This is a genomic window from Streptomyces sp. IBSBF 3136 (assembly GCF_036815105.1).
In the GTDB taxonomy this organism is placed as follows: domain Bacteria; phylum Actinomycetota; class Actinomycetes; order Streptomycetales; family Streptomycetaceae; genus Streptomyces.
Genome location: NZ_JAJSZC010000129.1, coordinates 1 through 22,515, shown reverse-complemented (window position 1 = coordinate 22,515; position 22,515 = coordinate 1). Strand labels below are relative to the sequence as shown.

The 22,515-nt window shown below is 72.8% G+C and carries 21 protein-coding genes; 17 read left to right on the top strand and 4 right to left on the bottom strand.

Features of this window, described 5'->3' with window-relative positions; translation table 11 throughout:
• The coding region (locus V7E45_RS25135; protein ID WP_333776465.1) for a CHAT domain-containing protein at positions 1–947 on the top strand (947 nt) is incomplete at its 5' end.
• Here the strand turns inward: V7E45_RS25135 and V7E45_RS25130 are convergent.
• Entirely contained in the window at positions 928–2,736 is a 1,809-nt protein-coding gene (locus V7E45_RS25130; protein ID WP_333776464.1) for a caspase family protein, read from the bottom strand. The two genes, V7E45_RS25135 and V7E45_RS25130, sit on opposite strands and share 20 nt — an antisense overlap.
• 130 nt (positions 2,737–2,866) lie before the next feature.
• On the opposite strand from V7E45_RS25130, the gene V7E45_RS25125 reads away from it, so the two are divergent.
• The 6 genes from V7E45_RS25125 to V7E45_RS25100 all read left to right on the top strand — a co-directional run bounded on the left by V7E45_RS25125 (position 2,867) and on the right by V7E45_RS25100 (position 8,717).
• Positions 2,867–3,331, top strand: coding sequence for a hypothetical protein (locus V7E45_RS25125; RefSeq protein WP_333776463.1), 465 nt, complete (start codon positions 2,867–2,869; stop codon positions 3,329–3,331).
• 40 nt (positions 3,332–3,371) lie between these two features.
• The gene (locus V7E45_RS25120; RefSeq protein ID WP_333776462.1) at positions 3,372–5,507 is read left to right on the top strand and encodes a hypothetical protein; all 2,136 of its coding nucleotides are present in this window, start codon (positions 3,372–3,374) and stop codon (positions 5,505–5,507) included.
• Positions 5,504–5,908 (top strand): hypothetical protein, encoded by a 405-nt coding sequence (locus V7E45_RS25115; RefSeq protein ID WP_333776461.1) that lies wholly within the window; start codon positions 5,504–5,506, stop codon positions 5,906–5,908. Before V7E45_RS25120 ends, V7E45_RS25115 begins: the two co-directional genes overlap by 4 nt.
• A complete protein-coding gene (locus tag V7E45_RS25110; RefSeq protein WP_333776460.1) occupies positions 5,905–6,456 on the top strand; it encodes a hypothetical protein in 552 nt (183 codons plus the stop codon). Before V7E45_RS25115 ends, V7E45_RS25110 begins: the two co-directional genes overlap by 4 nt.
• A gap of 57 nt (positions 6,457–6,513) precedes the next feature.
• Positions 6,514–8,079 (top strand): AAA family ATPase, encoded by a 1,566-nt coding sequence (locus tag V7E45_RS25105; RefSeq protein ID WP_333776459.1) that lies wholly within the window; start codon positions 6,514–6,516, stop codon positions 8,077–8,079.
• A gap of 68 nt (positions 8,080–8,147) precedes the next feature.
• Entirely contained in the window at positions 8,148–8,717 is a 570-nt protein-coding gene (locus V7E45_RS25100; protein WP_333776458.1) for a hypothetical protein, read from the top strand.
• On the opposite strand, the gene V7E45_RS25095 is transcribed toward V7E45_RS25100, so the two are convergent.
• From V7E45_RS25095 to V7E45_RS25085, 3 genes are all read right to left on the bottom strand, one after another.
• Positions 8,699–10,057, bottom strand: a complete 1,359-nt coding sequence (locus V7E45_RS25095) for a M14 family metallopeptidase (RefSeq protein WP_333776457.1) — start codon at positions 10,055–10,057, stop codon at positions 8,699–8,701. The genes V7E45_RS25100 and V7E45_RS25095 overlap by 19 nt on opposite strands.
• Positions 10,058–10,301: 244 nt before the next feature.
• A complete protein-coding gene (locus V7E45_RS25090) occupies positions 10,302–10,805 on the bottom strand; it encodes a lamin tail domain-containing protein (protein WP_333776456.1) in 504 nt (167 codons plus the stop codon).
• A 372-nt stretch (positions 10,806–11,177) separates the two neighbouring features.
• Positions 11,178–12,899, bottom strand: a complete 1,722-nt coding sequence (locus V7E45_RS25085) for a chitinase (protein WP_333776455.1) — start codon at positions 12,897–12,899, stop codon at positions 11,178–11,180.
• 390 nt (positions 12,900–13,289) lie between these two features.
• Between V7E45_RS25085 and V7E45_RS25080 the strand changes: the two genes are divergently transcribed.
• From V7E45_RS25080 to V7E45_RS25035, 10 genes are all read left to right on the top strand, one after another.
• Complete coding sequence (locus V7E45_RS25080) at positions 13,290–14,117, top strand: hypothetical protein (RefSeq protein WP_333776468.1); 828 nt, start codon at positions 13,290–13,292, stop codon at positions 14,115–14,117.
• Positions 14,118–14,178: 61 nt separating this feature from the next.
• A complete protein-coding gene (cpaB, locus tag V7E45_RS25075) occupies positions 14,179–14,886 on the top strand; it encodes a Flp pilus assembly protein CpaB (RefSeq protein ID WP_333776454.1) in 708 nt (235 codons plus the stop codon).
• A gap of 9 nt (positions 14,887–14,895) precedes the next feature.
• Positions 14,896–16,128 carry an AAA family ATPase gene (locus V7E45_RS25070; protein WP_333776453.1) on the top strand — a complete coding sequence of 411 codons (1,233 nt, stop codon included), beginning with the start codon at positions 14,896–14,898 and terminating at the stop codon, positions 16,126–16,128.
• A 6-nt stretch (positions 16,129–16,134) separates the two neighbouring features.
• Positions 16,135–16,518: a TadE/TadG family type IV pilus assembly protein gene (locus V7E45_RS25065; RefSeq protein ID WP_333776452.1), complete on the top strand. Its 384-nt coding sequence runs from the start codon at positions 16,135–16,137 to the stop codon at positions 16,516–16,518.
• A gap of 13 nt (positions 16,519–16,531) precedes the next feature.
• The gene (locus tag V7E45_RS25060; RefSeq protein ID WP_333776467.1) at positions 16,532–16,930 is read left to right on the top strand and encodes a TadE/TadG family type IV pilus assembly protein; all 399 of its coding nucleotides are present in this window, start codon (positions 16,532–16,534) and stop codon (positions 16,928–16,930) included.
• Entirely contained in the window at positions 16,927–18,264 is a 1,338-nt protein-coding gene (locus V7E45_RS25055; protein WP_333776451.1) for a CpaF family protein, read from the top strand. The genes V7E45_RS25060 and V7E45_RS25055 overlap by 4 nt, the downstream gene beginning before the upstream one ends.
• An 8-nt stretch (positions 18,265–18,272) precedes the next feature.
• Entirely contained in the window at positions 18,273–19,214 is a 942-nt protein-coding gene (locus tag V7E45_RS25050; RefSeq protein ID WP_333776450.1) for a type II secretion system F family protein, read from the top strand.
• Between the two features lie 13 nt (positions 19,215–19,227).
• Positions 19,228–20,115, top strand: coding sequence for a DUF5936 domain-containing protein (locus V7E45_RS25045; protein WP_333776449.1), 888 nt, complete (start codon positions 19,228–19,230; stop codon positions 20,113–20,115).
• 7 nt (positions 20,116–20,122) lie between these two features.
• A complete protein-coding gene (locus V7E45_RS25040; protein ID WP_443056165.1) occupies positions 20,123–21,694 on the top strand; it encodes a sensor histidine kinase in 1,572 nt (523 codons plus the stop codon).
• Positions 21,666–22,451: a response regulator transcription factor gene (locus V7E45_RS25035; RefSeq protein ID WP_333776448.1), complete on the top strand. Its 786-nt coding sequence runs from the start codon at positions 21,666–21,668 to the stop codon at positions 22,449–22,451. The genes V7E45_RS25040 and V7E45_RS25035 overlap by 29 nt, the downstream gene beginning before the upstream one ends.
• Positions 22,452–22,515: the final 64 nt, after the last annotated feature.

Sequence of the window (22,515 nt, the reverse complement as noted above, 5' to 3'; positions counted from 1 at the left end):
GCTACCGGCCCACCGCCCCGCCCACCCTGCGCGCCCAGCTCGACCGGCTCTGCGGCTGGGCCTGGTACGCGGCGATGCGGCCCCTGCTGGAGGCCTTCGAGATGCCGGCCGGACGACTGCCCCGGCTGGTCCTCGTCCCCATGGGCCGGCTCGGCCTCGTGCCCTGGCACGCGGCCTGGCAAGCGGGTGGTCCTCGCGGCCGGCAGTACGCGCTCCAGGCCGCCGAGATCTCCTACGCCGCCTCCGCCCGCCTGCTGTGCCAGGGGGCCGCCCGCCCCGCCGTCGAGCACACCGGCACCGCCCTGATCGTCGGCGATCCCACCGGCGACCTGCGGCACGCCGGCGAAGAGGCCGACGCCGTGCAGCGCGCGTTCTACCCGGGCGCCCGCTTCCTCGGCCGCCGGAGCACCGGCGCCTCGGACGGTCCCGGCACCCCCGAAGAGGTGCTCGGGTGGCTGCGCGAGACACCCGACGACGGCGCGGTGCTGCATCTCGCCTGCCACGCCTCGGTCGCCGAGAACGCCCGCCGCAGCGCCTACCTCGCCCTGCACGACGGCCAGCTCGCGGCGGAGGAGATCACCGGCGCGGGCGGCGACCGGCTCGGACTCGTCCTGCTCGCCGCCTGCCGCAGCCATGTCTCGGGCCGCGGCCACAACGAGGCCTACAGCCTCGCCACCGCCTTCCTCGCGGCGGGCGCCCGCTCGGTCGTCGGCTCGCTGTGGCCGGTCCCGGACGAGGCGACCTCGGTGCTGATGTTCCTCACCCACCACTTCCTGCGCACCCACGGCGAACCCCCGGCCCGGGCGCTGCGCCGGGCCCAGCTGTGGATGCTCGACCCCGACCGCGAACCGCCCGCCGGGCTGCCGCGGTTCCTCGCCGAGCGGGCCGGCCGCATCGACCCGCACGACCTCAGCGCCTGGGCCGGCTTCACGCACCTCGGCCGGTGACGGGGCCCGGCACCAGCGTGCGCAGCGGCACGGTCACCGTCGTCCAGCGGCCCGACGCGCTCAGCACCGGGCCGAGGTCGCGGTCCACACTGGCCGAGCCCCAGGCGGGCAACTGGAACGGCAGCGTGTTCAACTCACGGTCGGCGACCACGAGTTTGAGCCAGTCCCGGACCTCCGCCCCCGGCACCGCCGGCCGGGAGGCGGGCAGCGACAGACGCACCGGATCGCCGTCCAGCGCGTGGCCCGTGTGCCCCGGACCGATGAAGTGCCCGGGATAGAGCACCGAGTTGGCGGCGTAGCCGTCGGTCAGGTCGAGCAGCACGCACCACAGGGTGCGGTCCCGGGAGCGGTTGTGCAGCCGGATCGACAACCATGGCGCGCGCAGGTCGTCGCCGTACGCGCAGACGATGTCCCCGGAGGCGTCCGGTCGCAGCGGCTCCCGCGAGCCCCACCGGGTGATCTCCAGCTCCACCAGACCGTCCAGCAGCGAGCGCCGCGGGGCCAGGTCGCGCAGCCGGTGCCAGCGGGTGAGGTGCGCCAGGCACTCCGCGACCCGCGGCGCGTCCGCCGGTCCCGCGTACGGCAGCGGGCCGGTGAACTCCGTGCCGTCCCGGCGCAGGACGCGCGCCGCACCGCCGTCCACCCGCACCCGGAAGTGCAGACCGTGCGCCGCCTCGGGGCCGTCCACCGCCCGCACCAGCGGCCCGAGCGCCCCGCGCACCTGGCGCACCGCGTCCGCCGGGCCGTCCACCGTCACGCTGGCCGAGGGCAGGGCCACCGACGACAGCGCCACCGGATACACCCGCTCGGGGTCCGGCTCCCAGTCCACCGGCGCGACCAGCGTCCGCGCCGCAGACACCTCCAGGGCCCGTACGACACCCCGGCCGGGTCCCTCGTCCAGCGCGGCGAACGTGGTGCCGCCCGCCTCGGGACCGTCCTCCCGCAGCCCGTGCACGGCGCCGCAGTCCACCTCCCAGCCGTCGGCCCCGTACCGCAGGAGCAGCCCGGGGCCGCCCCCGCGGAGCGCGTCACCGCGGAGCAGCGGGCGGTCCGCCGGGCCGCCCGGCAGGTCGGGCCAGAGCACCGGGTGCTGCGTGCTGCCCGCCCGCTGCACCCGCGCGGCGGCCGCCGACAGCAGCTCACGGCAGGTCGCGGCCGGACCGGCCGCCCGCACCGCGCCCACCAGCGCGTGCGTGAACGCCCCGTGCCGCCGCCCGTCGAACCAGCCCTCGTACGACGGCTCGTTCAGCCGACTCGCCGCCAGCAGCACGTGCCGGGCCGGTCCGCCGGGCCCCCGGCCGCCCAGGTCCCAGCCCGGCCGGGGCGGCGCGTACCGCACGGCGAGTTCCGGCTTCCGGGTCGCGCCCCCCGAGTGGCAGCAGTCCAGGACCGCCACCACCTGGGCGCCGCCCGCCGCGACCCGGTCCAGCAGCGCGCCGAGGCGCTTGTCGGGCAGCGGCCCGTCCACGCACACCAGCGCCTGGTTCCGGCCCGTGGCCTCGATCAGCAGATCGTCCCCGGTGGCGGTCTCCTCGGTGCCGTGCCCGGAGAACCACAGCAGCGCGGTGTCCCCGGGACCGGCCGAGCCCAGGTGCTCCAGCACCGCGTCCGCCACCGCCGCCACCGTCGCCCCGGCGTCCGCCAGCACCCGCACGTCGGCCCGCCCCCCGGCCAGGTCCGTCAGCAGCCGGCCAGCCTCGGCGATGTCGTTGGCGCAGCCGCCCAGCGGCCTCGCCACGTCGGCCGGATAGTCGTCGATGCCCACCAGCAGGGCCTTGATCGTCGCCATGACCGGCAGTCTGCCAGTGTCGTAGCGGTGTCAATCGGTCAGTAACGGATGCGCTCTTGACGAGACGTCACTAATCTTCTATCTCCGTGCATCGCACAACCGCTCACCACCCATGACTCTCGGGGGACACATGGGGTACACCGAACGGCCACGCCGTCTCGTGCGGCCGGCGGCGCCGGGCGCGGGCGCCCGGCCGGCCACCGCACCCGCGCGCCCCGCACCCGCCGCGGTCCGCGGCGACTTGTACCGGCCGCGCTCCGGCCAGTTGCTGGAGGCGGTCGCCAGGCTCGACGCCGGCCTCGACGAGCAGGCCTGCCGGTCGCTGGCCGAGTGGGTCCGGCAGCAGTACACGACGGAGTACGGCTCCGTCCCGCTCGGCTTCGTCGCCCGCTGCTACCTCGGCCCGCCCTACGTCGACCACCAGCTGAACCTGTTCCACGTCATCGTGCGGCACTTCGCCCCCGCCGAGCCGATGCCCGAGCCGTTCTCCGCGGCCCGGATGCTCGCCCGCTCCGGCGGCTACGCCCACGTCGAGGTCTACGAGGACGGCCTGATCCTGCCCGTCCTGGACGACGGCACCGTCGTCCGCCCCTGACTCCCGCCCGCTCACCCGCAGCACCCGAACGGAGCTCCGCATGCCCGAGGTCGACTACACGCTGCGCCGCCAGGTGCAGGAGGTCAGCAACCTCGTCGTCAGACTCAGCGAGAGGGTCGGCTCCGTGTCCGGCCAGGTCTCTGCCGTCGAGGCCAACCAGCAGCAGACCCGCACCGAACTCCAGCAGCTGCGCGACGAGTTCCTCGCGTTCGCCCAGCGGGCGCAGGCCATCGCGAACGTGCAGCGCGCCGAGACCCGCATCGGCGCCATCGAGGACAGGATCGACCACGAGTTCGGCCACCACAAGACGGTCCGCCGGACCGCGGTCGGCATGCTCCAGGCCTTCGACGTCGGCCTGGTGTCGGAGGAGAACGTCCGCATGGTCGGCGACCAGCTGATGCTCCAGACCCCCCGCTACTGGCTCGCCCCCGCCCTGGTCGCCCTCGCCTCCTGGTCCGCCGACGACCGCACCCTGTGCGACCGGGCGGTCGACGAGGCGTTCCGCCGCTCGCCCGACCGCACCTCCCTCTTCTTCGCGCTCGTCCTGCGCCGCCAGGGCCGCTCCGAGGCCGCCGTGCGCTGGCTGCGGCACTACCTCCTCGCCCAGGACCCGGCCGCGCTCGGCCGCGAGTTCGCGATCATCCTGGAGGCGATCGCCCAGGGCGCCTTCGGCCTCGTCGGCCGCGAGCTGCTGGACCGCACCCTCGCCGAATGGCGCTCCCAGCTCATGGACAACGCCGACGCGCAGGCCAAGCAGGTCCGGCGCTGGCGCGACGAGCTGGAGTCCCTGCGCGGCCCGTCCCAGGCGGCGGAGTTTCCGCGCCTGGCCGCCGTCTCCCCGCAGTGGGTCACCCTCGACGGCGTCCTGTCCTCCGCGCGCGGCCAGCAGCCCGTGCTGGACAAGTACACGGCCATCATGGACCGCGAGTTCAGGCCGTCGGAGCGCATCGAGGACGCCGTCGACGACATCCTCGACCGGCTGGTCTCCGAGTACGACAACGAGGAACTGCCGCTGCGCCGCGACCTCGCCTTCAACCAGGCGGTGGTCGACCACGACGGCGACCTGAACACCGCCCGCAGGACGGCCGACGCGGACGCCGCCTCGTACGAGGAGACCCTCGACTACCTCACCGTGCAGACCACCGCGGCGCTCAACCCCGGCGCCATCGGCACCTCGCCGGCCACCCAGCGGCTCTCCGTCGCGGCCTGTCACGAGTGGTTCCAGCAGGCGCACGCCGCCCACACCCGCGACTACCGGGCCGCCGTGCCGCAGGACGTCCAGGCGCAGTTCGCCACCAGCCACTCCGTGGGCTCGCGCCTCTTCCAGCTCCCGGCCTGGGTCGGCTCGTTCACCCAGCCGCTGGCCGCCCTGGAGAAGTCGCTCGGTGACCACTGGGACCACCACACCGGCCCGTTCGTGGACGCGCTCGCCTTCCCGTGGGTGAAGAAGGTGGCCCCGGCGGCTGCCGTGGTCGCGGCGATCCTCCTCTTCCTGGCCGGCAGCTGGCCCCTCTTCGCGGTCACCGCCGCCGCGATCGTCGGCCTCGTCTGGGGCCTGGTCCTGCGCAGCCAGGCGCAGACCGCGGCCCGCGCCCAGGAGGCGGCCCGCGAGCTGCTGGAGCGGGCCAAGACGGAGTCCCTGCACCAGCTGCGCGGCGCCTCCGCCGAACTGACCGACTGGTACGAGAAGTTCACGACCGCCGACAAGACCGAGGCGAAGGTACGGGCCCTGATCGCCACCCTGCCGACAGCGGGCGGCGGCCCCGCCCCGTTCGAGGGCCGCACGGTCCCCAAGGAACCCGGCTCGGCCTCGGACGCCGGGTCCCCCTGGGCCGCTCCGTCCGAGTCCCGTCCTGGCGGCGAACCCGCGCCGGCGCCGCCCGGTGCGGCCGAGCCCGTCGACCAGGCCGCCGCGTCCAAGTCCCGGCCGGGCGGGGAGCCCGCGTCGGCGATGTCGGCTGAAGCGAAGCCGGTGCCGGACGCCGAGTCCCCCTGGGCCGCCGCGTCCAAGTCCCGGCCGGGCGGTGCGCCCGCGTCCGAGGCGTCCGGTGACGACGCCGAGCCCGCTGTGGGTGCCGAGGCCCACGAGAAGGCATTTCCCGAACCCCGGACCGGCGAGGGGGCCTCGGCCGACGAGGAGTCCGTGCCCGAGCACCAGGAGGACAGCGCCCGATGAGCACGCCACCGCCGCCCGCCCCGCAGAACCAGGGCGCGGCCGCCGCCCCGCAGTCCCCCTGGGCGTCCGCGTCCCAGCCGGCCGCCCCCGGCCTCGCTCAGCAGCCCCACGGTCCCGCCGGCGCGGGGCAGCAGCCCACGCCTGCTCCGGACGCCGGGCAGCAGCCCTCCGCCGCACCGGGCACCGCGCCGCGGTCCGCCGAAGCCGCGCGGCGACCCGCCTCGCCGTGGGCCGCCTCCGCCGACGCGGAGCGGATGCAGTCCTCGCCCTGGGCCGCGCAGCGCAGCCCGCAGCGGGAACGGGTCACCAGCAGGCTCCGCCGGGTCGTGGAGGGGCTGCCGGACTGGGAGCCGCTGCCGCCCGGCGAGACCCTCGTACGCCGGCCGGGCAGCGGCGCGTGAGCGGCCTGTGGGGCGACGGCGGCCCCTACCAGGCATGGGTCGGCTTCCTGCGCCGCTGGGCCGCGCTGGAGCCCGCCGACCCGGCCGTGCTGCCCGCGCTCGCCGAGGAGCAGTACGACAACGACACCTGGGTGCGGCTGACCCAGCACCTGACCAGCGCCCTGAACACCCGCCTCGTCACCTGGGCGGAGCACCTCGTGCGCGCCCTGGGCGAGGCCCGGGACGAGTTCAGCTTCGGCCGCGAACTCGCCCAGGCCCGCACCGGCCTGCACACCATCCGCGCGCTCGCCGCCCACCCCGGTCTCCCGGAGTCCCTGCGCACCCGGCTGACCGAACTGGTCGACAACGAGATCACCCAGGTGCAGGCCCAACTGGAGCGGAACCTCGACGCCGAGACCCGGCGCGGCACCGACCCGCGCCTGGTCGAGCGCCGCCGCCGCACCCTGCGGGACAACGCGCTGACCGCCACCTTCACCGTGAGTGGGAGCCCGGACGCCTGGTCGTACGACCCCGCGGCCCCGCCAAGGCGCCGCATCCTGCCCGGCTGACGCCCACCCGGCCGAGGAGCCCGCACCGCCGCCCCCGTCCCTCGCGAGAAGGCCCGAATGTCGAACTACGCCGAGAGCCTCAGCCATCTCGACAGCTACATCTCCGCCCGCGTCCCGGTCATCGCGATGCGCACCATCGAGCAGCAGCGCGCCCTGCGCCTGCTGCGCGAGGCGGCCACCCAGTCCCGGCGCAGCAGCATGCCGTTCTGGATCTACACCCGGGCCACCGGCCTGCGTGACCTGCGCACCAACGCGTCCGTGCAGGACGACCGCTCGCTGGCCGGTGCGATGGACTTCGCGGCCGCCCAGTTCGGCAGCCGCGCCAACGCCACGGTCGTCTTCGTCGACCCCGACGAACTCGAGTCGGACACCCCGGTCACCCGCCACTTCGCGGAGCTGGCCCGCCTGGCCGACAGCAACATGGGCAGCATCGTCCTGATCACCGACACCCCCATCTGGAGCGGTCTGCAGCGCCTCGGCATGAGCCTGCGCCTGGACCTGCCGGACGCCGAGGAGATGTACGGCATCCTCAGCGGCTTCCTCGGCGACCACCACGGCCACATCCCCATCGAGTGGACCGAGGAGGACGCCCGCCGCGCCGCCGAGTTCCTCAACGGCGTCACCGAGGCGGAGTGCGTCAACCTCATGGCGACGATCGCCGCGAAGGGCTCCATCCGACAGGCGGACGTCCTCGGCCTCGCCCAGGCCAAGGACCGCATCTTCAGCGACCTGACCGGCCTCGAACGCGTCCACCTCAAGCAGAGCGACTACGCCATCGGCGGCCTGACCGGCCTGCGCACCTGGCTGGAACGCAAGCACGACATGATCTCCCGGGACCTGCGCCACACCGCCCTGCGCCCGCCGCGCGGGGTGCTCCTGGTCGGCGTCCCCGGCTGCGGCAAGTCCCTGTCCGCCAAGGCCATCGCCCACGACTGGCAACTGCCGCTGTACCGGCTGGACATGGCGTCCATCCACGGCAAGTACCTCGGCGAGTCCGAGGGCCGCTTCCGGGAGGCCCTCGCGATGGCCGACCGGGTGGCCCCCTGCGTCCTGTGGATCGACGAGATCGAGAAGGGCCTGGCGGGCCGGGACGACATGTCCGGCGTCCCGCAGCGCATCATCGGCCAGTTCCTGTACTGGCTCCAGGAGTCCCAGTCCCGCGCCTTCGTCGTGGCGACGGCCAACGACATCCGCAGCCTGCCGCCGGAGCTGCTGCGCAAGGGCCGCTTCGACGAACTCTTCTTCGTCGACCTGCCCGACGCCCAGGACCGCAAGGAGATCATCCGCATCTACCACCACCGCTACCTCCAGGCCCATCCCGACCCCGACCAGCTCGACCGTCTGGTCGACCTCTCCGAGGGCTTCGCCGGCTCCGACATCGAGGCGGCCCTGCACGACGTGGGCGAGGAGGCGGTCCGCCGCGGCGGCATCGGCCAGTTGAAGGACTCCTACGTCATGGACACGTTCGCTCAGGTGCGCCCGCTGAGCGTCAGCAACCCCGAGCAGATCGAGGAGATCCGGGCCTGGGGCCGTGAGCGGGCGGTGCCGGCGGGCCGGGCGGCGGTGACGCCCGTGCCGGGGGACGGCGGCCGGACACGCCGGATCGTCTTCATGGACGAGTGACCAGTGCGAACGGAAGTGAAAGGCGGGCTGACTGGTTCCGGCACAGGTATGTCGTCCATACTGCCGCCGTGGACCAGCGCATAGGATCGAGCAGCCAGCCCCTGAAGGGCGAGCCCGTCAAGGGCGCCGGTTTCGACCCGGCCTTCATCCCCGGCATCACCGCGCAGGCGGCGGGACCGGACGCGGAGGACGCGAAGCCGACGGAGGAGGCGGGGCACCCGGTGCCGGAGCCCGCCGGGGAGCCGGACCCGCAGGCGGTGGCGCGGACGGCCGAAGCGCCGGAGGAGCCGGAGAAGGCGTCGCAGGAGGCGTCGGAGCCGGAGTCCGGAGCGGAGGAGGCGTCCGGGGCCGCCGAGGACGGGCCCGTCTTCGAAGCCTCCGACCGCAGGGCCAGGTTCGTGGCGGACCGCCGCGGGGTCAGGCTCCGTCTCGACGAGGAGAACTGCGAGTTCCGCTGGGACGAGATCGCGGCGGTCGAGACGGAGTCCCCCCGCTTCGGCAAGCGGTTCACCATCACGGTGCACACGCCCGACCGCCGCTGGTACCCGATCGAGATCGAGGCGGCGGCCAGGGCGCGGTTCAAGGAGTGGGAGTCGGAACTGGACGCCGTTCTCGACGCCTACTTCGAGGAGGCCTGACCGCAGTACTGGGCGGCCTTGCCGATCGCCCGGTACATGCAGTCGGCGTTCTCCAGCAGTTGCAGCACCGCGTCCCTGTTACGGGAGGTCTCCCGCTCGATCACCTCGTCGGGCGGGTAGAACCCCCCGTTCGCGCTGGACGTCGGGTACATCTCGAAGGTGTAGTCGAAGATCTTCTGCGTGCCCCACAGGTAGTCGTCGATCGACCCGTCCGTGATGTAGAGATCGCTCGACTGCTCGGGGGTGTACCCGTTGCTGGCTGCCATCTTCTGTCCGACGGCCTTGAAGGCGGCGGCGTCGTCGGCCGTCATGCCGGTGGCCGTGTCCGCATAGGTGTACCCGAACGGCCACAGCACCAGTTCGCTGTAGGTGTGGAAGTCGATGCCGGCCTTGATCTGCTGCTTGCCGCCGACGACCCGGCCGCGCACGAAGTCCGCGACGACCTTCACCTCGGGCGCGGACTCGGCGGCGGAGCCTCGGTAGGTCTCGGAGGACCTGGACCCGGAGGAGCCGCCGCAGCAGCCCCACTTGTAGTCCCAGTTCCGGTTGAGGTCGGTTCCGACGTAGGAGGAGCCGGAGTTGGGCTGCCGGTTCTTGCGCCAGGACCGGTAGGACCCGGTGGCGATGTCGTACTCGCCGCCGTCGGGGTTGAGGTCCGGCACGATCCAGATCTCCCGGCTGTTCACGAGGTTCGTGATCCGGGAGTCGGACCCGTACCCGTCACCCAGTTCACGCAGCAGGTACAGCGCCATCTCCACGGTCAGGTGCTCACGGGCGTGCTGGTGGAAGGTGAACAGCACCTCGGGCTCGTTCTCGTCCGTCGCCACGTTGTCGCTGACCTTGATGGCGACGATGTCCCGGCCCTGGTACGACTTGCCGATCACCCGCCTGCTCATGATGTCCGGGTGGGCGGCGAGCCGCTGGTCGATCTCGGCGTTCGTCTCGGCGTAGTTGTGGTACTTCGAGTCTGCGGTGGGGAAGTCGTACAGCCGCGTCCCTGACCGCTGGGGCGCCGCGCCCACCGGGGTCACCTCGTACCCGAGCCGGCGCAGCGCGCGTATCTGGTCCGCCCGGCCGGAGACGACGACGGTCTCCGCGCCGGCCTCGTCGACGGTGACGCCGGTCGCCTGGATGGCCGTACGGGTCACGGGGGTCGTGTGCTGCTGGATCTCGTACTGCCGGACGTCGTCACCGGTGGCCGGGGCCCTCCGGGCGCTGTCGGCGGTGGCGTGCGGGGCGGTGGCCGCGACGGGTGCGGCGAGCGCGAGGGCGAGCAGTGTGCCGAGGGCGGCGGTACGTCTGCCGCCGCGCGCGGCGGAGCCACGAACACGGAGTCGCATGAAATCTCCTTGGGTCTCCAGGAATTCCGGGGTCGCCGGACGTGGGGAGTGGAGCTGGGGGGTGCTTCAGTGCGACGTGCGGGTGTGGCGCTCATGGTGAAGCTTTGGCATGGCCAGGTCAATAGCATGTCAAAGGCGACTGCCGAACCACGGCGGGCCCGGGCTGGGGCGGCCGCGGTGGGGCACACGGGCGCAGCGCGCCACTCCCCGAGGGAGTGACGCGCTGCGCGAGGAGCGGTGCGGGTCAGTGGTGACGGCCGCCCCAGCCGCCGCCGTCGCGGTGACCGCGGTGGTCGCGGCCCCACGAGACGGAGTCGACGAAGCGGCCGTGGTCGTTGCGCAGGGTCGCGGTGTCGCGGTAGGTGTCCCACACCGACCGACGGCGGTCCTGGAACAGGTCCGTCCGGGTGTCCCGCCCGAAGCCGGTGTGGACGCGGACGGTCGCGCGGCCCTCCAGCCGGTAGTGGTGGAACGTGTAGGTGTGGCCGTCCTCGTCCGACAGCGTCCACTCGTCCAGGTTCACGCTCCGGCGGCTCGCGTTGGTGACCTCGACCCACTCCTGGTTCAGGTTCCGGTCGTAGCGGCTCGACGAGGGGTGCTGCACGCCGCCGATGGCCACCTCCGTGCGGTGGTGCCAGCGGTCGTGGCCGTGGTCGGCGGCCGAGGCCGGCAGGGCCACGGCCCCTACGACGGCGGCCGCGGCGACGGCGGTGGCGGCGACACGGCGAGCGATAACAGAAACGGACACGGAGTCCCCCTTTGAAGGGTCGTGCACACCCCGCTGCCCGCGGCCGAAGCGGCGGACAGGAGGTGCGGTGTGCTGGTGGCGACCGGTCGGCCGCACACCCACACCTTGCAGCCGGCCCCGGGGCCGATCGGGCGAAACCCGGCTGCTGTTACGGTTCGCGCATATTCCTGTGACTCACAACTGCAATGTCCATTTACGGCCTGAAAGAAGAGTTTCCCGCCGGCTCAAGCGCCTCTGCCCCGGTACGTTCGAATCCCTTTCCACGAAAGGGTGTAACAGCCAACGACGGCTCTGGCCAGGGGTTTGGCGTCAACGGCGGACGCCCGGTCCCTCGACAGGGGCCGGGCGTCCGGGCGGTGGTGGGCGGTCAGGTCACGGCATGCCGTGGACGTGGGCTCCCACCGAGCCCGACCACGCGTTGCCCGAGGTCGCGTCCCAGTTGGTCGACCAGGTCATCGCGCCCCGCAGGTCGGGGTAGGTCCTGGCGGGCTTGAAGGAGCCGCAGCCGGTGCCCTTGGCCAGGCAGTCCAGGGCGTTGTTCACCACGGTCGGGGAGACGTAGCCGCTGCCCGCGGCGCTGGTGGACGCCGGCAGGCCGAGGCCCACCTGGGACGGGGACAGGCCGCCCTGGAGCTGGATACAGGCGAGGGCGGTGAGGAAGTCGACCGAGCCCTGGGAGTACACCTTGCCGTCGCAGCCCAGCATGGAACCGCTGTTGTAGTACTGCATGTTGACGACCGTGAGGATGTCCTTGATGTTCAGGGCCGTCTGGAAGTAGGAGTTCGACGTCGACTGCATGTCGATCGTCTGCGGGGCCATGGTGATGATCAGGGACGAGCCGGCCTTCGACGACAGGGAGCGCAGCGCCTGCGTCATGTAGGTCGCGTTCAGGCCGTTCTCCAGGTCGATGTCGACGCCGTCGAAGCCGTACGTCTGCATCAGGGACCAGACGGAGTTCGCGAAGTTCGCCGCCGACGTCGAGTCGCTGATCGACACCGTGCCGTTCTGGCCGCCGATGGAGACGATGACCTTCTTGCCGGCCGCCTGCTTGGCCTTGATGTCGGCCTTGAACTGGTCGACCGTGTAGCCGCCGAGGCCGGCCGAGTCCAGGTTGAAGGAGACCGCGCCCGGCGTGGTGGTCGCGTCCGCGAAGGCGACGGCGATGATGTCGTAGGAGGCGGGGACGTCCGACAGCTTCTGGACCGTCGCGCCGTTGTTGAAGTTCTGCCAGTAGCCGGTCACCGCGTGCTTGGGCAGCGTGCCGCCGCCCCCGCCTCCGCCGCCCCCGGTGGCGGTCGTCGTACCGGTCACCGTCGCCGACTTCGCGGACTCGCCGGCCGAGTTGGTAGCCGTGACCTGGAAGGAGTACGAGGTCGACGCCGACAGCCCGGTCACCGTCGCCGACGTCCCCGTCACCGCGGTCACCTTCGTGCCGTCGCGGTAGACGTTGTAGCCCGTCGCGCCCGACACCGCGGCCCAGGACAGCGACACCGACGACGAGGTCGTGCCGGAGACCGAGAGGCCGCCCGGTGCGGAGGGGACCGTGGGGGCCGGGTCGCCGCCACCGCCGCCGTCGGGGCCGTAGACCGAGACGTCGTCGGCGTAGTAGGCCGCCTGGCCGTACCAGCCGTGCGTGTAGACCGTGACGGAGGTCGTGGAGGCGCCCGTGGTGAACGTCGTCGAGAGCTGCTTCCAGGACGACGAGTCCGGCGTCCACGTCGAGACGTCCGTCGTCCCCGTGCCCGTCACGCCCAGGTAGGAGTAGCCGCCCTGCACCCAGGCGCTGAGCGTGTACGTGGAGTTCGGTTTCACCGCCACGGACTGGGTGCACTGGGCGTTGTCCTGCCCGGCCGGGGTCGCCTTCAGTGCGGCGGAGCCGGAGTGGACGGGGGAGGAGACGGTCGTGCCGCTGGCCGCCGTGCAGGTCCAGCCGGCGAGGCCCGACTCGTAGCCGGCGTTCTTGACGTTGTTGACGTCCGCCGCCGACGCGGGGGTGGTGGCGAGGCCCGCGACCGAGAGCGCGAGGGCGGTGGCGGCGGACCACGTGGCGATCCGTCGTCTGCGGGGTCCGGGTATGCCTGATGCGCGGTCCACTGGGGCCTCCGATGGGGGAGTCGGCGGGGAAGGGAGATGAAGGGAGATGAAGGGAGATGAAGGGAGATGAAGGGAGATGAAGGGGGAGTGAACGACGGTGGCCACCGTTGGCGTACAAGTTGGTCCAGACCAATTCCGCTGTCAAGAGGTCCAGACCAAAACCGTCCCCACCACTTCGCTCAACCTGTCCGGTTTTGGCGGGAGTTGCGACCGATGAGTTCCACATGAGCTACACAAACGCTGTTCTCCGGCCATTGGGCCGTGGTTACAGTGCTCAGGTAGTCACGCAACGAAGTCGTCCTGGCGCATTGGAGTCACACCGGTGGGCCGAAGGGTGTGAGGAGCGGGGAGCGGAGCGTGCCAACTGCCATTGCCGTGACCAGTGCCGACATGGCGCTGCCGGTGCAGGACGAACGGACCATGCCCGCCGTCGTGCTGCGCGACCTCGACCGGCGCCCGCTGGAGCACGCCCTCGGTGAACTGCACGCCCTGATCGAGCAGTACGGATACGTCGTGGTGCTGTGCTCACAGGCGACGCCGGAGCCGGTCGTACGGCGGCTGTACACCCTGCGGTCCCTGCTGGAGAGCGACCGCGTCGCCGTCTTCCGGCCCGGGCTGCCGCCGCTCGGCGTCGCCGTCCTCGCCCGGCAGTTGCGGCAGCTCGCCTCCTGCGACCTGAGCCCCGGCGTGCTGGCCTCCGCCGGACGCCTGCTCACCCACTACGTCCACGCCGGCGCCGTCCTCGGCTCGGTCGCCCGGCTCGACCGGGTCCCGGTGGGACTCAGGGCGCACGCCAAGTCCTGGGTGCCCGGCAGCCAGTTCGCCGTCGTCGCCCACCCCGAGCCCCAGCTCGTCAAGGTCGCGCCCGGTGCCACCCTCAAGGGCCCCGAGTTCAGCACCTGGATGCTCGTCGCCAAGGGGCAGTTGCAGACCGACTGGCTCACCGGCCTGGCAAAGGAGTGGACCTCGCACGGGCTGCGCGAGACCCCGCTGCCCGCGGAGTCCGCCCGCTGGTGGGGAACCGGCCGCGTCGTCGAGTTCTGCAGCTACCTCGCCGACCTGTCGGTCCTGTACCAACTGGTCGCCTCGGTGCGGCAGTCCACCTGCCACTGGTGCGGCCTCGACGTCATAGGCGACCTCTGCGTCTTCTGCTCCGCCACCCCGCCCGTGTACGAGCCCGCCGCCCCCCGCGCGCTGGAACAGCGCACGCCCGCCTGACCCGCACCCACGTGACCCACTCCCCCGATCGACCGATCCCCCCGATGAGGTTGCACGGTTCATGAACTCCCGTCAGCGCCGCGGCGTGATACTCCTGATCCTGTCGGTCCTGTGCGCGCTCGGCGCGTTCGCCGGCGTGCTCTCCGTCGTCCACGACGTGCAGTCCAAGGTCGGACCCGAGGTCAGCGCCTACCGGGTCAGGTCCGACGTGAAGCCGTACACCGCGCTGAGCACCGGGCAGTTCGAGAAGATCAAGATGCCCGAACGATGGCTGTCCGGGAACGCCGTCACCGACCTGCGGCAGATCCAGGGCAAGATCGCCGTGACCACCCTGCGGGCCGGATCACTGCTCCAGACCGACATGATCGTCGACCAGCCCGCCCTCCAGCCGGGCCAGCAGGAGGTCGCCATCATGATCGACGCGGCGACCGGCGTCGCGGGCAAGATCACCCCCGGCTCCCGCGTCAACGTCTACGCCACCTTCGAGGGGAAGAAGGACGGCGACCCCGACCAGTCGAAGATCATCGTCACCAACGCGCGCGTCCTCGACGTCGGCCACATCACCGCCCTCGACCCCGACCGCAGCAAGGACCAGCAGCAGCCCACCGAGGCCGTCCCCATCACCTTCGCGCTCTCCACCCTCGACGCCCAGCGCATCACCTACGCCGAGTCCTTCGCCCAGCGCGTCCGGCTCGCGCTGGTGGCACCCGGCGGCGAGACCAGCGTCCCGGACAAGGACCGCACCTACGAACTCGTGACGGACAAGTGAGAGGCGGCCATGCCCACCAGGATCCTCCCGGCCGGCGCGGACCCGGACGCCGTCCGCTCCCTCACCACCCTGCTCAGCCAGCTGCCCGACGCCGAACCGCAGCCGCCTGTCGGTGACTCCACCCAGCTGGTCGACGCCCTCGCCCGGCTCGCCGCCGAGTCGGTGGACGAACTGCCCGAGGTGGTCGTCGTGCACGAGCGGATCGGCCCGGTCCCGGCGCTGGAGCTGGTCCGCGAGGTCGCGCTGCGCTTCCCGGCCGTCGGCGTCATCCTCGTCACCACCGACGCGAGCCCCGGCCTGTTCGCCGCCGCCATGGACTCCGGCGCCCGCGGCCTGGTCTCGCTCCCGCTGTCGTACGAGGAACTGGCCAGCCGGGTCCAGGCGGTCGCCCAGTGGTCCACCGGCGTACGGCGCCACCTCGGGCACGGCGCCGACGTGTTCGGCGGGGCCGGCGGCACGGTCGTCACGGTCAGCGGCGCCAAAGGAGGCGTCGGCGCCACCGTCACGGCCGTCCAGCTCGCGCTCGCCGCCCAGGCCTCCGGCCGGCCCACCGCCCTGGTCGACCTCGACCTCCAGGCCGGCGACGTCGCCTCCTACCTGGACGTCCAGTTCCGCCGCTCGGTCGTGGACCTCGCCACCATCACCGACATCTCGCACCGGGTCCTCGCCGACGCCGTCTTCCGGCACGACACCGGCCTCGCCCTGCTCCTCGCCCCCGCCGAGGGCGAGCGCGGCGAGGAGGTCACCGACCGCGCCGCCCGCCAGGTCGTCAGCGCCCTGCGCTCCCGGTACGAGGTGGTGGTGGTCGACTGCGGCGCCCAGCTCGGCGGGGCGAGCGCGGCCGCCGTCGAGATGGCCGACGCCGCCCTGCTGGTGACCACCCCGGACGTGGTCGCCGTACGCGCCGCCAAGCGGACCGTGCGGATGTGGGACCGGCTGCAGATCCGCAAGGCCGAGGAGACGACGGTGATCGTCAACCGCCACACGCGCGCCACGGAGATCCAGCCGGCACTCGTGCAGCGGATCACCGGCACGGCGGTGGCCCGCACCGCCGTCCCCGCCAACTTCAAGGAGTTGCAGGGCGTCGTCGACGCGGGACGGCTGCACGAACTGGACAGCCGGAGCACGGTGAAACAGGCCCAGTGGGCGCTGGCCGGCGAGCTGGGGCTGGTCAAGGCGGCCGAGGGCGCGCACCGGAGCGGGGGCCGCGGCGCGGTCGGCTTCCGGCGGCGGAAGGAGTAGCGGCCGATGAGACGCCTGCGAGGAGACGACCGGGGGCAGGTCAGTATCGAACTCCTCGGGATGACCCCGCTGATCGTGCTGACCCTGGTGCTCATGTGGCAGTGCGTGCTGGTGGGGTACGCCTACACGCTCGCGGGGAATGCTGCGGACGAGGGCGCCCGGGCGGGAACGGCGGCCCACCAGGGCGGTACGCGGCAGGCCGCGTGCGAGGCGGCCGCGCTCAGGCACCTGTCGGGGGCGTGGAAGGGGGGAGCGACGGTGACCTGCAGCCAGGCCGGCTACGTGACGGCGGACGTCAGCCTCAAGGTGCCCGTCCTGTTCCCCGGCTCGATCGACTTCCCCGTCACGGTGCACGGCCACGCCGGCGCCGTGGAGGAGGTGAAGGACTGAGATGCCGCCCGAGATGCCGTACCGGCGGAAGCGGCGCGGGACGCCGTACCGGCGCGAGCGACGCGACGCGGGCCAGGTCGCCATCGAATACCTGGGGTTCGTCCCGGTCCTGCTGATCGTCGGACTGGCCGGCTTCCAGATCGGGGCCGTCGCCTACGCGGCCGAACAGGCCGGCACGGCGGCCCGGGCGGGAGCGCGCGCGGCCTCCCTGGGGCAGTCCGCCCCTGCGGCGTGCGCGCAGGCCGTCAGCGGGGGGCTCCACGTGACGTGCGGTGAGAGCGGGGGCGGGGACGACTCCGTCACCGTCACCGCCACCGTCTCCGTCCCCCGGATCGTCCCCGGCTGGCCCTTCGACCCCGTCCAGAAGCGCGCCACCATGCCCCGCGACCACGGAGGAGCAGCGAACCCATGAGCCTGCGGGCACGCATCAGCACTCCCGAGGAGCACGGCAGCCGCGGCGAGGACGGTCATCTGGTCGCCTCCTACCGGGCCAAGCTGCTGGAGGAGATCGACCTCGCCGAGATGAGCTCCCTGGCGGCCGCCGAGCGCCGCGCGCGCCTGGAGCGGGTGCTCGGGCACATCATCAGCCGCGAGGGCCCGGTGCTCTCCACCGTCGAACGCTCCCAGCTCATCCGCCGGGTGGTGGACGAGGCCCTGGGCCTCGGCATCCTCGAGCCGCTGCTGGAGGACGCCTCGATCACCGAGATCATGGTCAACGGACCCGACGCGATCTTCGTCGAACGCGGCGGCCGCGTCGAGCAGTTGCCGCTGCGCTTCGTCTCCGCCGACCAGCTCATGCAGACCATCGAGCGGATCGTGTCGACCGTCAACCGGCGCGTCGACGAGTCCAACCCGATGGTCGACGCCCGTCTGCCCTCCGGCGAGCGCGTCAACGTCATTATCCCGCCGCTGTCGCTGACCGGCCCCACCCTCACCATCCGCCGCTTCCCGCGCTCCTTCACCCTCCAGGAGCTGATCGGCTTCGGCTCGCTCGACGAGCAGATGGTGTTCCTGCTGGCCGGTCTGGTGCAGGCCAAGTTCAACATCATCGTCTCGGGGGCCACCGGCACCGGCAAGACGACCCTGCTCAACGCGCTCTCCGGGCTCATCCCCGCACACGAGCGCATCATCACCATCGAGGACTCCGCCGAACTCCAGCTCCAGCAGACCCACGTGGTCCGGCTGGAGTCGCGGCCGCCCAACGTGGAGGGCAAGGGCCAGGTCACCATCCGCGACCTGGTGCGCAACTCGCTGCGCATGCGGCCCGACCGGATCGTGGTCGGCGAGGTCCGCGGCGGCGAGTCCCTCGACATGCTGCAGGCCATGTCCACCGGCCACGACGGCTCGCTCGCCACCGTCCACGCCAACAGCGCCGAGGACGCCCTCACCCGGCTCCAGACCCTGGCCTCCATGTCCGACGTCGAGGTGCCCTTCGTCGCCCTGCACGACCAGATCAACAGCGCCGTCGACGTCCTCGTCCAGCTCACCCGGTTCGCCGACGGCGCCCGCCGGATCACCGAGATCGCCGTGCTCGACAGCCACGGCGGCGAGCCGTACCGGCTGGCGACCGTCGCCCGGTTCCACGCCCGGCCGATGACCCACGACGGCCGGGTGTACGGCGCCTTCGAGTACTTCCCGCTCCCGCGCCGGACCGCCGACCGCCTGTACATGGCGGGGCAGCCCGTCCCGCAGGCCTTCGGTGTCGCCCACAGCGCGGACCAGCTCGCCACCCGAGAAGCCAGGTAGGCACCCCCATGGAACTCCACGACCTCGTCCGGCTGACCACCGGTGTCGCGCTGCTGACCTGCGTGCTGGCGGTCGTCGGCGTCCACGTGTACGCCTCGGGACGGGCCCAGCGGGCCGCGCTGATCGACCGCCTCTCGCACACCGGTGCCGGCCCGGGTGGCCGCAGGCGCCGGTTCAGCGACCTGGACCGCCGGCTGCGCCGCACGGCGCTCGGCCGGAAGCTGGAACTGAGACTGGCGGCCACGGGCCTGGACGTCACCCCGGGCGAGTTCTTCGTCTACGTCCTCGCCGGGGTGGCCGCGCTGTGGCTGATCGGCCAGGCCACCCTCGCCCCCTTCTTCGGCCCCCTCGCGGGACTGCTCGGCGTCTGGGCGTCCGTCCAGTTCCTGAACTGGCAGCGGCAGAAACGCATCGAACGCTTCATCAACCAGCTCCCCGAACTGGCCCGCATCCTGGCCAACGCCACCCAGGCCGGCCTCGCCCTGCGCACCGCGATCGGCATGGCGGCCGAGGAACTGGAGGCACCCGCCGGCGAGGAACTGGCCAAGGTCGCCGACCAGCTCGCCATCGGCCACTCCATGGACGACGCGCTCGGCGAACTCGCGGACCGGCTGCCGTCCCGCGAACTCGTCGTCCTCGTCACCACCCTGGTCCTCTCCAACCGGGCGGGCGGCCAGGTGGTCGGCGCGCTCCGCAACCTGACCGAGACACTGGAGGAGCGCAAGGAGACCCGGCGCGAGATCCGCACCCAGTTGTCCCAGGTGACCATGACGTCGTACGCCGTCCCCGTCCTCGGCATCGGCGCCCTGTTCCTCATGAACGGGGTCAAGGACGGCGCCCTGGAACGCATGACCGGCTCACCGGTCGGCCAGGCCTGTGTGGTCATCGCGTTCGCCCTGTACGCCGTCGGCTTCGTGCTCATCCGCCGGATGAGCCGGATCGACGTGTGAGGAGGCTGCACCGATGGCATTCCTGCTCGCCCTGCTGACGGGCCTCGGCGTCTGGGGCGCCTTCGCCGGCGTCCGGATGTACCGCGCGGACGCGAAACTACCCGGTGACCTGGCCGTCGCCCTGGAGGTCGGCGCCACCCGCACCGGCGCCGTGGACTCGGTGGTCGACCGCATGGGCATGCGGTACGCCCCCGCCGTGCTGCGGCTGATGGGCCCGCGCCTGGTGGCCAGGTACCGGCGCCGGATCGACCTCGCGGGCAACCCCGGCGGCCTGACCATCGACCGGTACGCGGCCCGGCGCGCGGTGTACGGGGCGCTCGGCGGCGTCGGCTGCCTGGTCTTCCTGCTGCGCGGCCAGTGGTTCGTGGCCCTGCTGCTGCTCCTGTTCGGGGCGTTCTGGACGGAGGTCGGCATCTGGTCGGCGATCCGCGTCCGCAAGGACGTGATCGAGCGGACCCTGCCGGACTTCCTGGACGTGCTCGCGGTGGTGGTCAGCGCGGGACTCGGCTTCCGCCAGGCCCTGGACCGGGTCGCCTCGCGCTACGAGGGCCCCTGGGCGGACGAACTGCGCATCACCCTGCGCCAGATGGACCTCGGCATGAGCCGCCGCCAGGCCTTCGCGGAACTGCGCCGCCGCAACGACTCCGAGCAGGTGGCGATGTTCGTTACGGCGCTGCAGCAGGGGGAGGAACTCGGCGCGCCCATCGTGGACACGCTGGTCGCGCTGGCCAAGGACATGCGCCGCACGGACGCCCAGAACGCCCGCCGCAAGGCCGCCCGCGCGGTCCCCAAGGCCACCTTGATGATCACCACGTTCATGGTCCCGGGGACGATGCTGCTGCTGGGCGCGGGCCTGCTGCTGGGCTCCGGCGTCGACTTCGGCTCGCTCACGGGGAAGTGAGCGCCCGATGACGACGATGGGAGCGACCGGGCCGGGCCGGCGGCTGTCCCTCCGGGTGCCCCTGCGGGAGGCGGCGCGCGGCGCGTGGCGCGCGTCGGCCGCGCACCTGCGCGGGGTGCGGGCGGCCGTACCGGGCCGGGGGCGGAGAGAGCGGCCGGGGCCGGGGCCGGGATCAGGGCCGGAGCCGGTCGGAACGGCGGGGCCGCAGGCGACAGCGGCCGCCGCCGGTGTGCTCCCCGAACCCTCGGAGAAGATCCAGGTACGGGCCCTGCAGGCGATGTGCCGGCAGGTCTTCGGATTCCGCCTCGCGATGATCGTCCTGGCGGCCCCCGCCGCCCTGCTCAACGCCGCTCCCGGACTGGGCGTCCGCCTGGTCGGCGGCGCGGTCGTCGTCACCTTCATGGTGTCCTACGTCCTGTTCCGCGACTGGGAGCGCTTCGGGCCCCTGCTCCTGCGCCACCCCACCCTGCTCGCGGCCGACACCCTCGTCGGCTCCCTGCTGCTGGTCTCGGCGGGGCCGGACACCACCCTCGCCTACGTCAGCGTCTGCACCCCCCTGCTGGCGGGCCTGGTCTACAGCTGGCGGGGCGCGGCCTGCTTCGCCTCGCTGCAGTCCCTGATCCTGCTCCTGGTGCACACCACCCTGAAGTCGGACCGGCAGACGGGCGTGGCCGAGTCCCTGCTCCTGCCCGGCCTGTGCGTCATCGCCGGTGCCATGGGCTCCACCCTGCGCAACCTGATGCTCCGCTTCGGCGCGGCCACCCAGGCGCTGACGGCGGTCCAGGCCCGGCTGGCGGCGACCGAGGCGGTGCACGCGGAACGGGCCCGCCTGGCCCGCGAGATGCACGACTCGGTGGCCAAGACCCTGTACGGCGTCGCCCTCGCCGCCGACGGCCTGGCCACGACGGCGTCCGCCGGGACCCCGGACCCCGCCCGGGTACGGCAACAGGCCGACCTGGTGTCCCGCTCGGCACGCAGGGCGGCGGCCGAGTCCCGCGAACTGCTGGAGGACCTGCGGCGGGAGGAGGACCCGGCCCGCCCGGTGGACATCTGGACCGAACTCACGGCACGCGCCGACGACTTCTCCACTCGCACCGGCGTACCGACCCTCTGCCGCCGCACCGGGGACACCCCCCTCCCGCCCGTGGCCCCGGCCCCGGCCCGCCACCTCCTGGCCATCGCCACGGAGGCCCTGGAGAACGTCTCCCGGCACGCCCGCGCGACCCGCGTCGAGCTGACCGCCGGGGTCCACGGCGACCAGCTCCGCCTGACCGTCCACGACGACGGCGACGGCCTGCCCCCGGACACCACCCTCGAACACCTCCGCCACAACGGCCACTTCGGCCTGCTCGGCATGGTCGAACGGGCCGCCTCGGCCGGGGCCCGCATCCGTATCGGCCGGGGCGAGCACGAGCGGGGCACGGAGGTCCGCGTGGAACTGCCCCTGCGGGCGGCGGCGCCCGGCGCCCGGTCCACCCAGTCCGTCCCGCCCGTCCCGGCCGTGCCGTCCGTGCCGTCCAGGTCCGCGGACTCCCGAGAGGAGACACCCGATGCGGCAACCCCGCGAACCGGGCCATGACTTCCCGGACCGCCCGGACTTCCCGGGCTTCCCGCCACCGGCCGCCACGGCCCCGCTGCGCCTGGTGGTGGCCGACGACAACCCCGTCGTCCGCGCGGGCCTCACGGCCCTGCTGTCCGGCCGCGAGGAGACCACGGTGGTCGCCGAGGCGGCGGACGGCAGGGAGGCGTACGAGGCCGCGCTGCGGCACCGGCCCGACGTCGTCCTGCTCGACGTCCGCATGCCCGGCGTCGACGGAATCTCGGCATTGCCCCACCTGGTCCGGCTGGCCCCGGTCATGATGCTCACCTACAGCCACGAGACGGAGACGGTACGGGAGGCGCTGCGACTGGGGGCGGGGGGCTATCTGGTGCACGGCGAGTTCACGACGGAGCAGCTGGTGAGGGCGGTCCACGACGTCCGGGCGGGCCGGCCGCACGTGACGCCGGGAGCGGCGAAGGCGTTACTCCCGCAGCCACAGACGAGTGCACCTGCACATGAAGGACCCGAACTCGCCAGTATTTTAGGCCGAATTTCAACCCAAAACCTTTCGCAACTGCAATCCGATGTGGGACAGTCGTTCCGGTCACGGTTCCAACTGAGCAGCAGAGAGGCGGAGATCATGGACCTCATCGCGTCCGGCATGACCAACCAGCAGATCGCCGCCACCTGCTTCATCAGCGAGAAGACGGTCAAGAACCACATCAACCGCATCTTCGCCAAGCTCCAGAGCACCACCAGGTCACAGGCGGCCGCGAAATGGCTGGGGGTGGCCTGAGATGGCGAACACGGGCAGCCGTTGGGTCCGGGAATGGGCCCTGGGGCCCTCTGGGGGGCGGGGG

Bases quoted from the DNA above. Each gene is read 5' to 3' on its own strand.
- V7E45_RS25130 (WP_333776464.1), bottom strand. From the start codon at position 2,736: ATGGCGACGATCAAGGCCCTGCTGGTGGGCATCGACGACTATCCGGCC.
- V7E45_RS25125 (WP_333776463.1), top strand. From the start codon at position 2,867: ATGGGGTACACCGAACGGCCACGCCGTCTCGTGCGGCCGGCGGCGCCG.
- V7E45_RS25120 (WP_333776462.1), top strand. From the start codon at position 3,372: ATGCCCGAGGTCGACTACACGCTGCGCCGCCAGGTGCAGGAGGTCAGC.
- V7E45_RS25115 (WP_333776461.1), top strand. From the start codon at position 5,504: ATGAGCACGCCACCGCCGCCCGCCCCGCAGAACCAGGGCGCGGCCGCC.
- V7E45_RS25105 (WP_333776459.1), top strand. From the start codon at position 6,514: ATGTCGAACTACGCCGAGAGCCTCAGCCATCTCGACAGCTACATCTCC.
- V7E45_RS25095 (WP_333776457.1), bottom strand. From the start codon at position 10,057: ATGCGACTCCGTGTTCGTGGCTCCGCCGCGCGCGGCGGCAGACGTACC.
- V7E45_RS25080 (WP_333776468.1), top strand. From the start codon at position 13,290: ATGGCGCTGCCGGTGCAGGACGAACGGACCATGCCCGCCGTCGTGCTG.
- cpaB (WP_333776454.1), top strand. From the start codon at position 14,179: ATGAACTCCCGTCAGCGCCGCGGCGTGATACTCCTGATCCTGTCGGTC.
- V7E45_RS25070 (WP_333776453.1), top strand. From the start codon at position 14,896: ATGCCCACCAGGATCCTCCCGGCCGGCGCGGACCCGGACGCCGTCCGC.
- V7E45_RS25065 (WP_333776452.1), top strand. From the start codon at position 16,135: ATGAGACGCCTGCGAGGAGACGACCGGGGGCAGGTCAGTATCGAACTC.
- V7E45_RS25060 (WP_333776467.1), top strand. From the start codon at position 16,532: ATGCCGTACCGGCGGAAGCGGCGCGGGACGCCGTACCGGCGCGAGCGA.
- V7E45_RS25055 (WP_333776451.1), top strand. From the start codon at position 16,927: ATGAGCCTGCGGGCACGCATCAGCACTCCCGAGGAGCACGGCAGCCGC.
- V7E45_RS25050 (WP_333776450.1), top strand. From the start codon at position 18,273: ATGGAACTCCACGACCTCGTCCGGCTGACCACCGGTGTCGCGCTGCTG.
- V7E45_RS25045 (WP_333776449.1), top strand. From the start codon at position 19,228: ATGGCATTCCTGCTCGCCCTGCTGACGGGCCTCGGCGTCTGGGGCGCC.
- V7E45_RS25040 (WP_443056165.1), top strand. From the start codon at position 20,123: ATGACGACGATGGGAGCGACCGGGCCGGGCCGGCGGCTGTCCCTCCGG.
- V7E45_RS25035 (WP_333776448.1), top strand. From the start codon at position 21,666: ATGCGGCAACCCCGCGAACCGGGCCATGACTTCCCGGACCGCCCGGAC.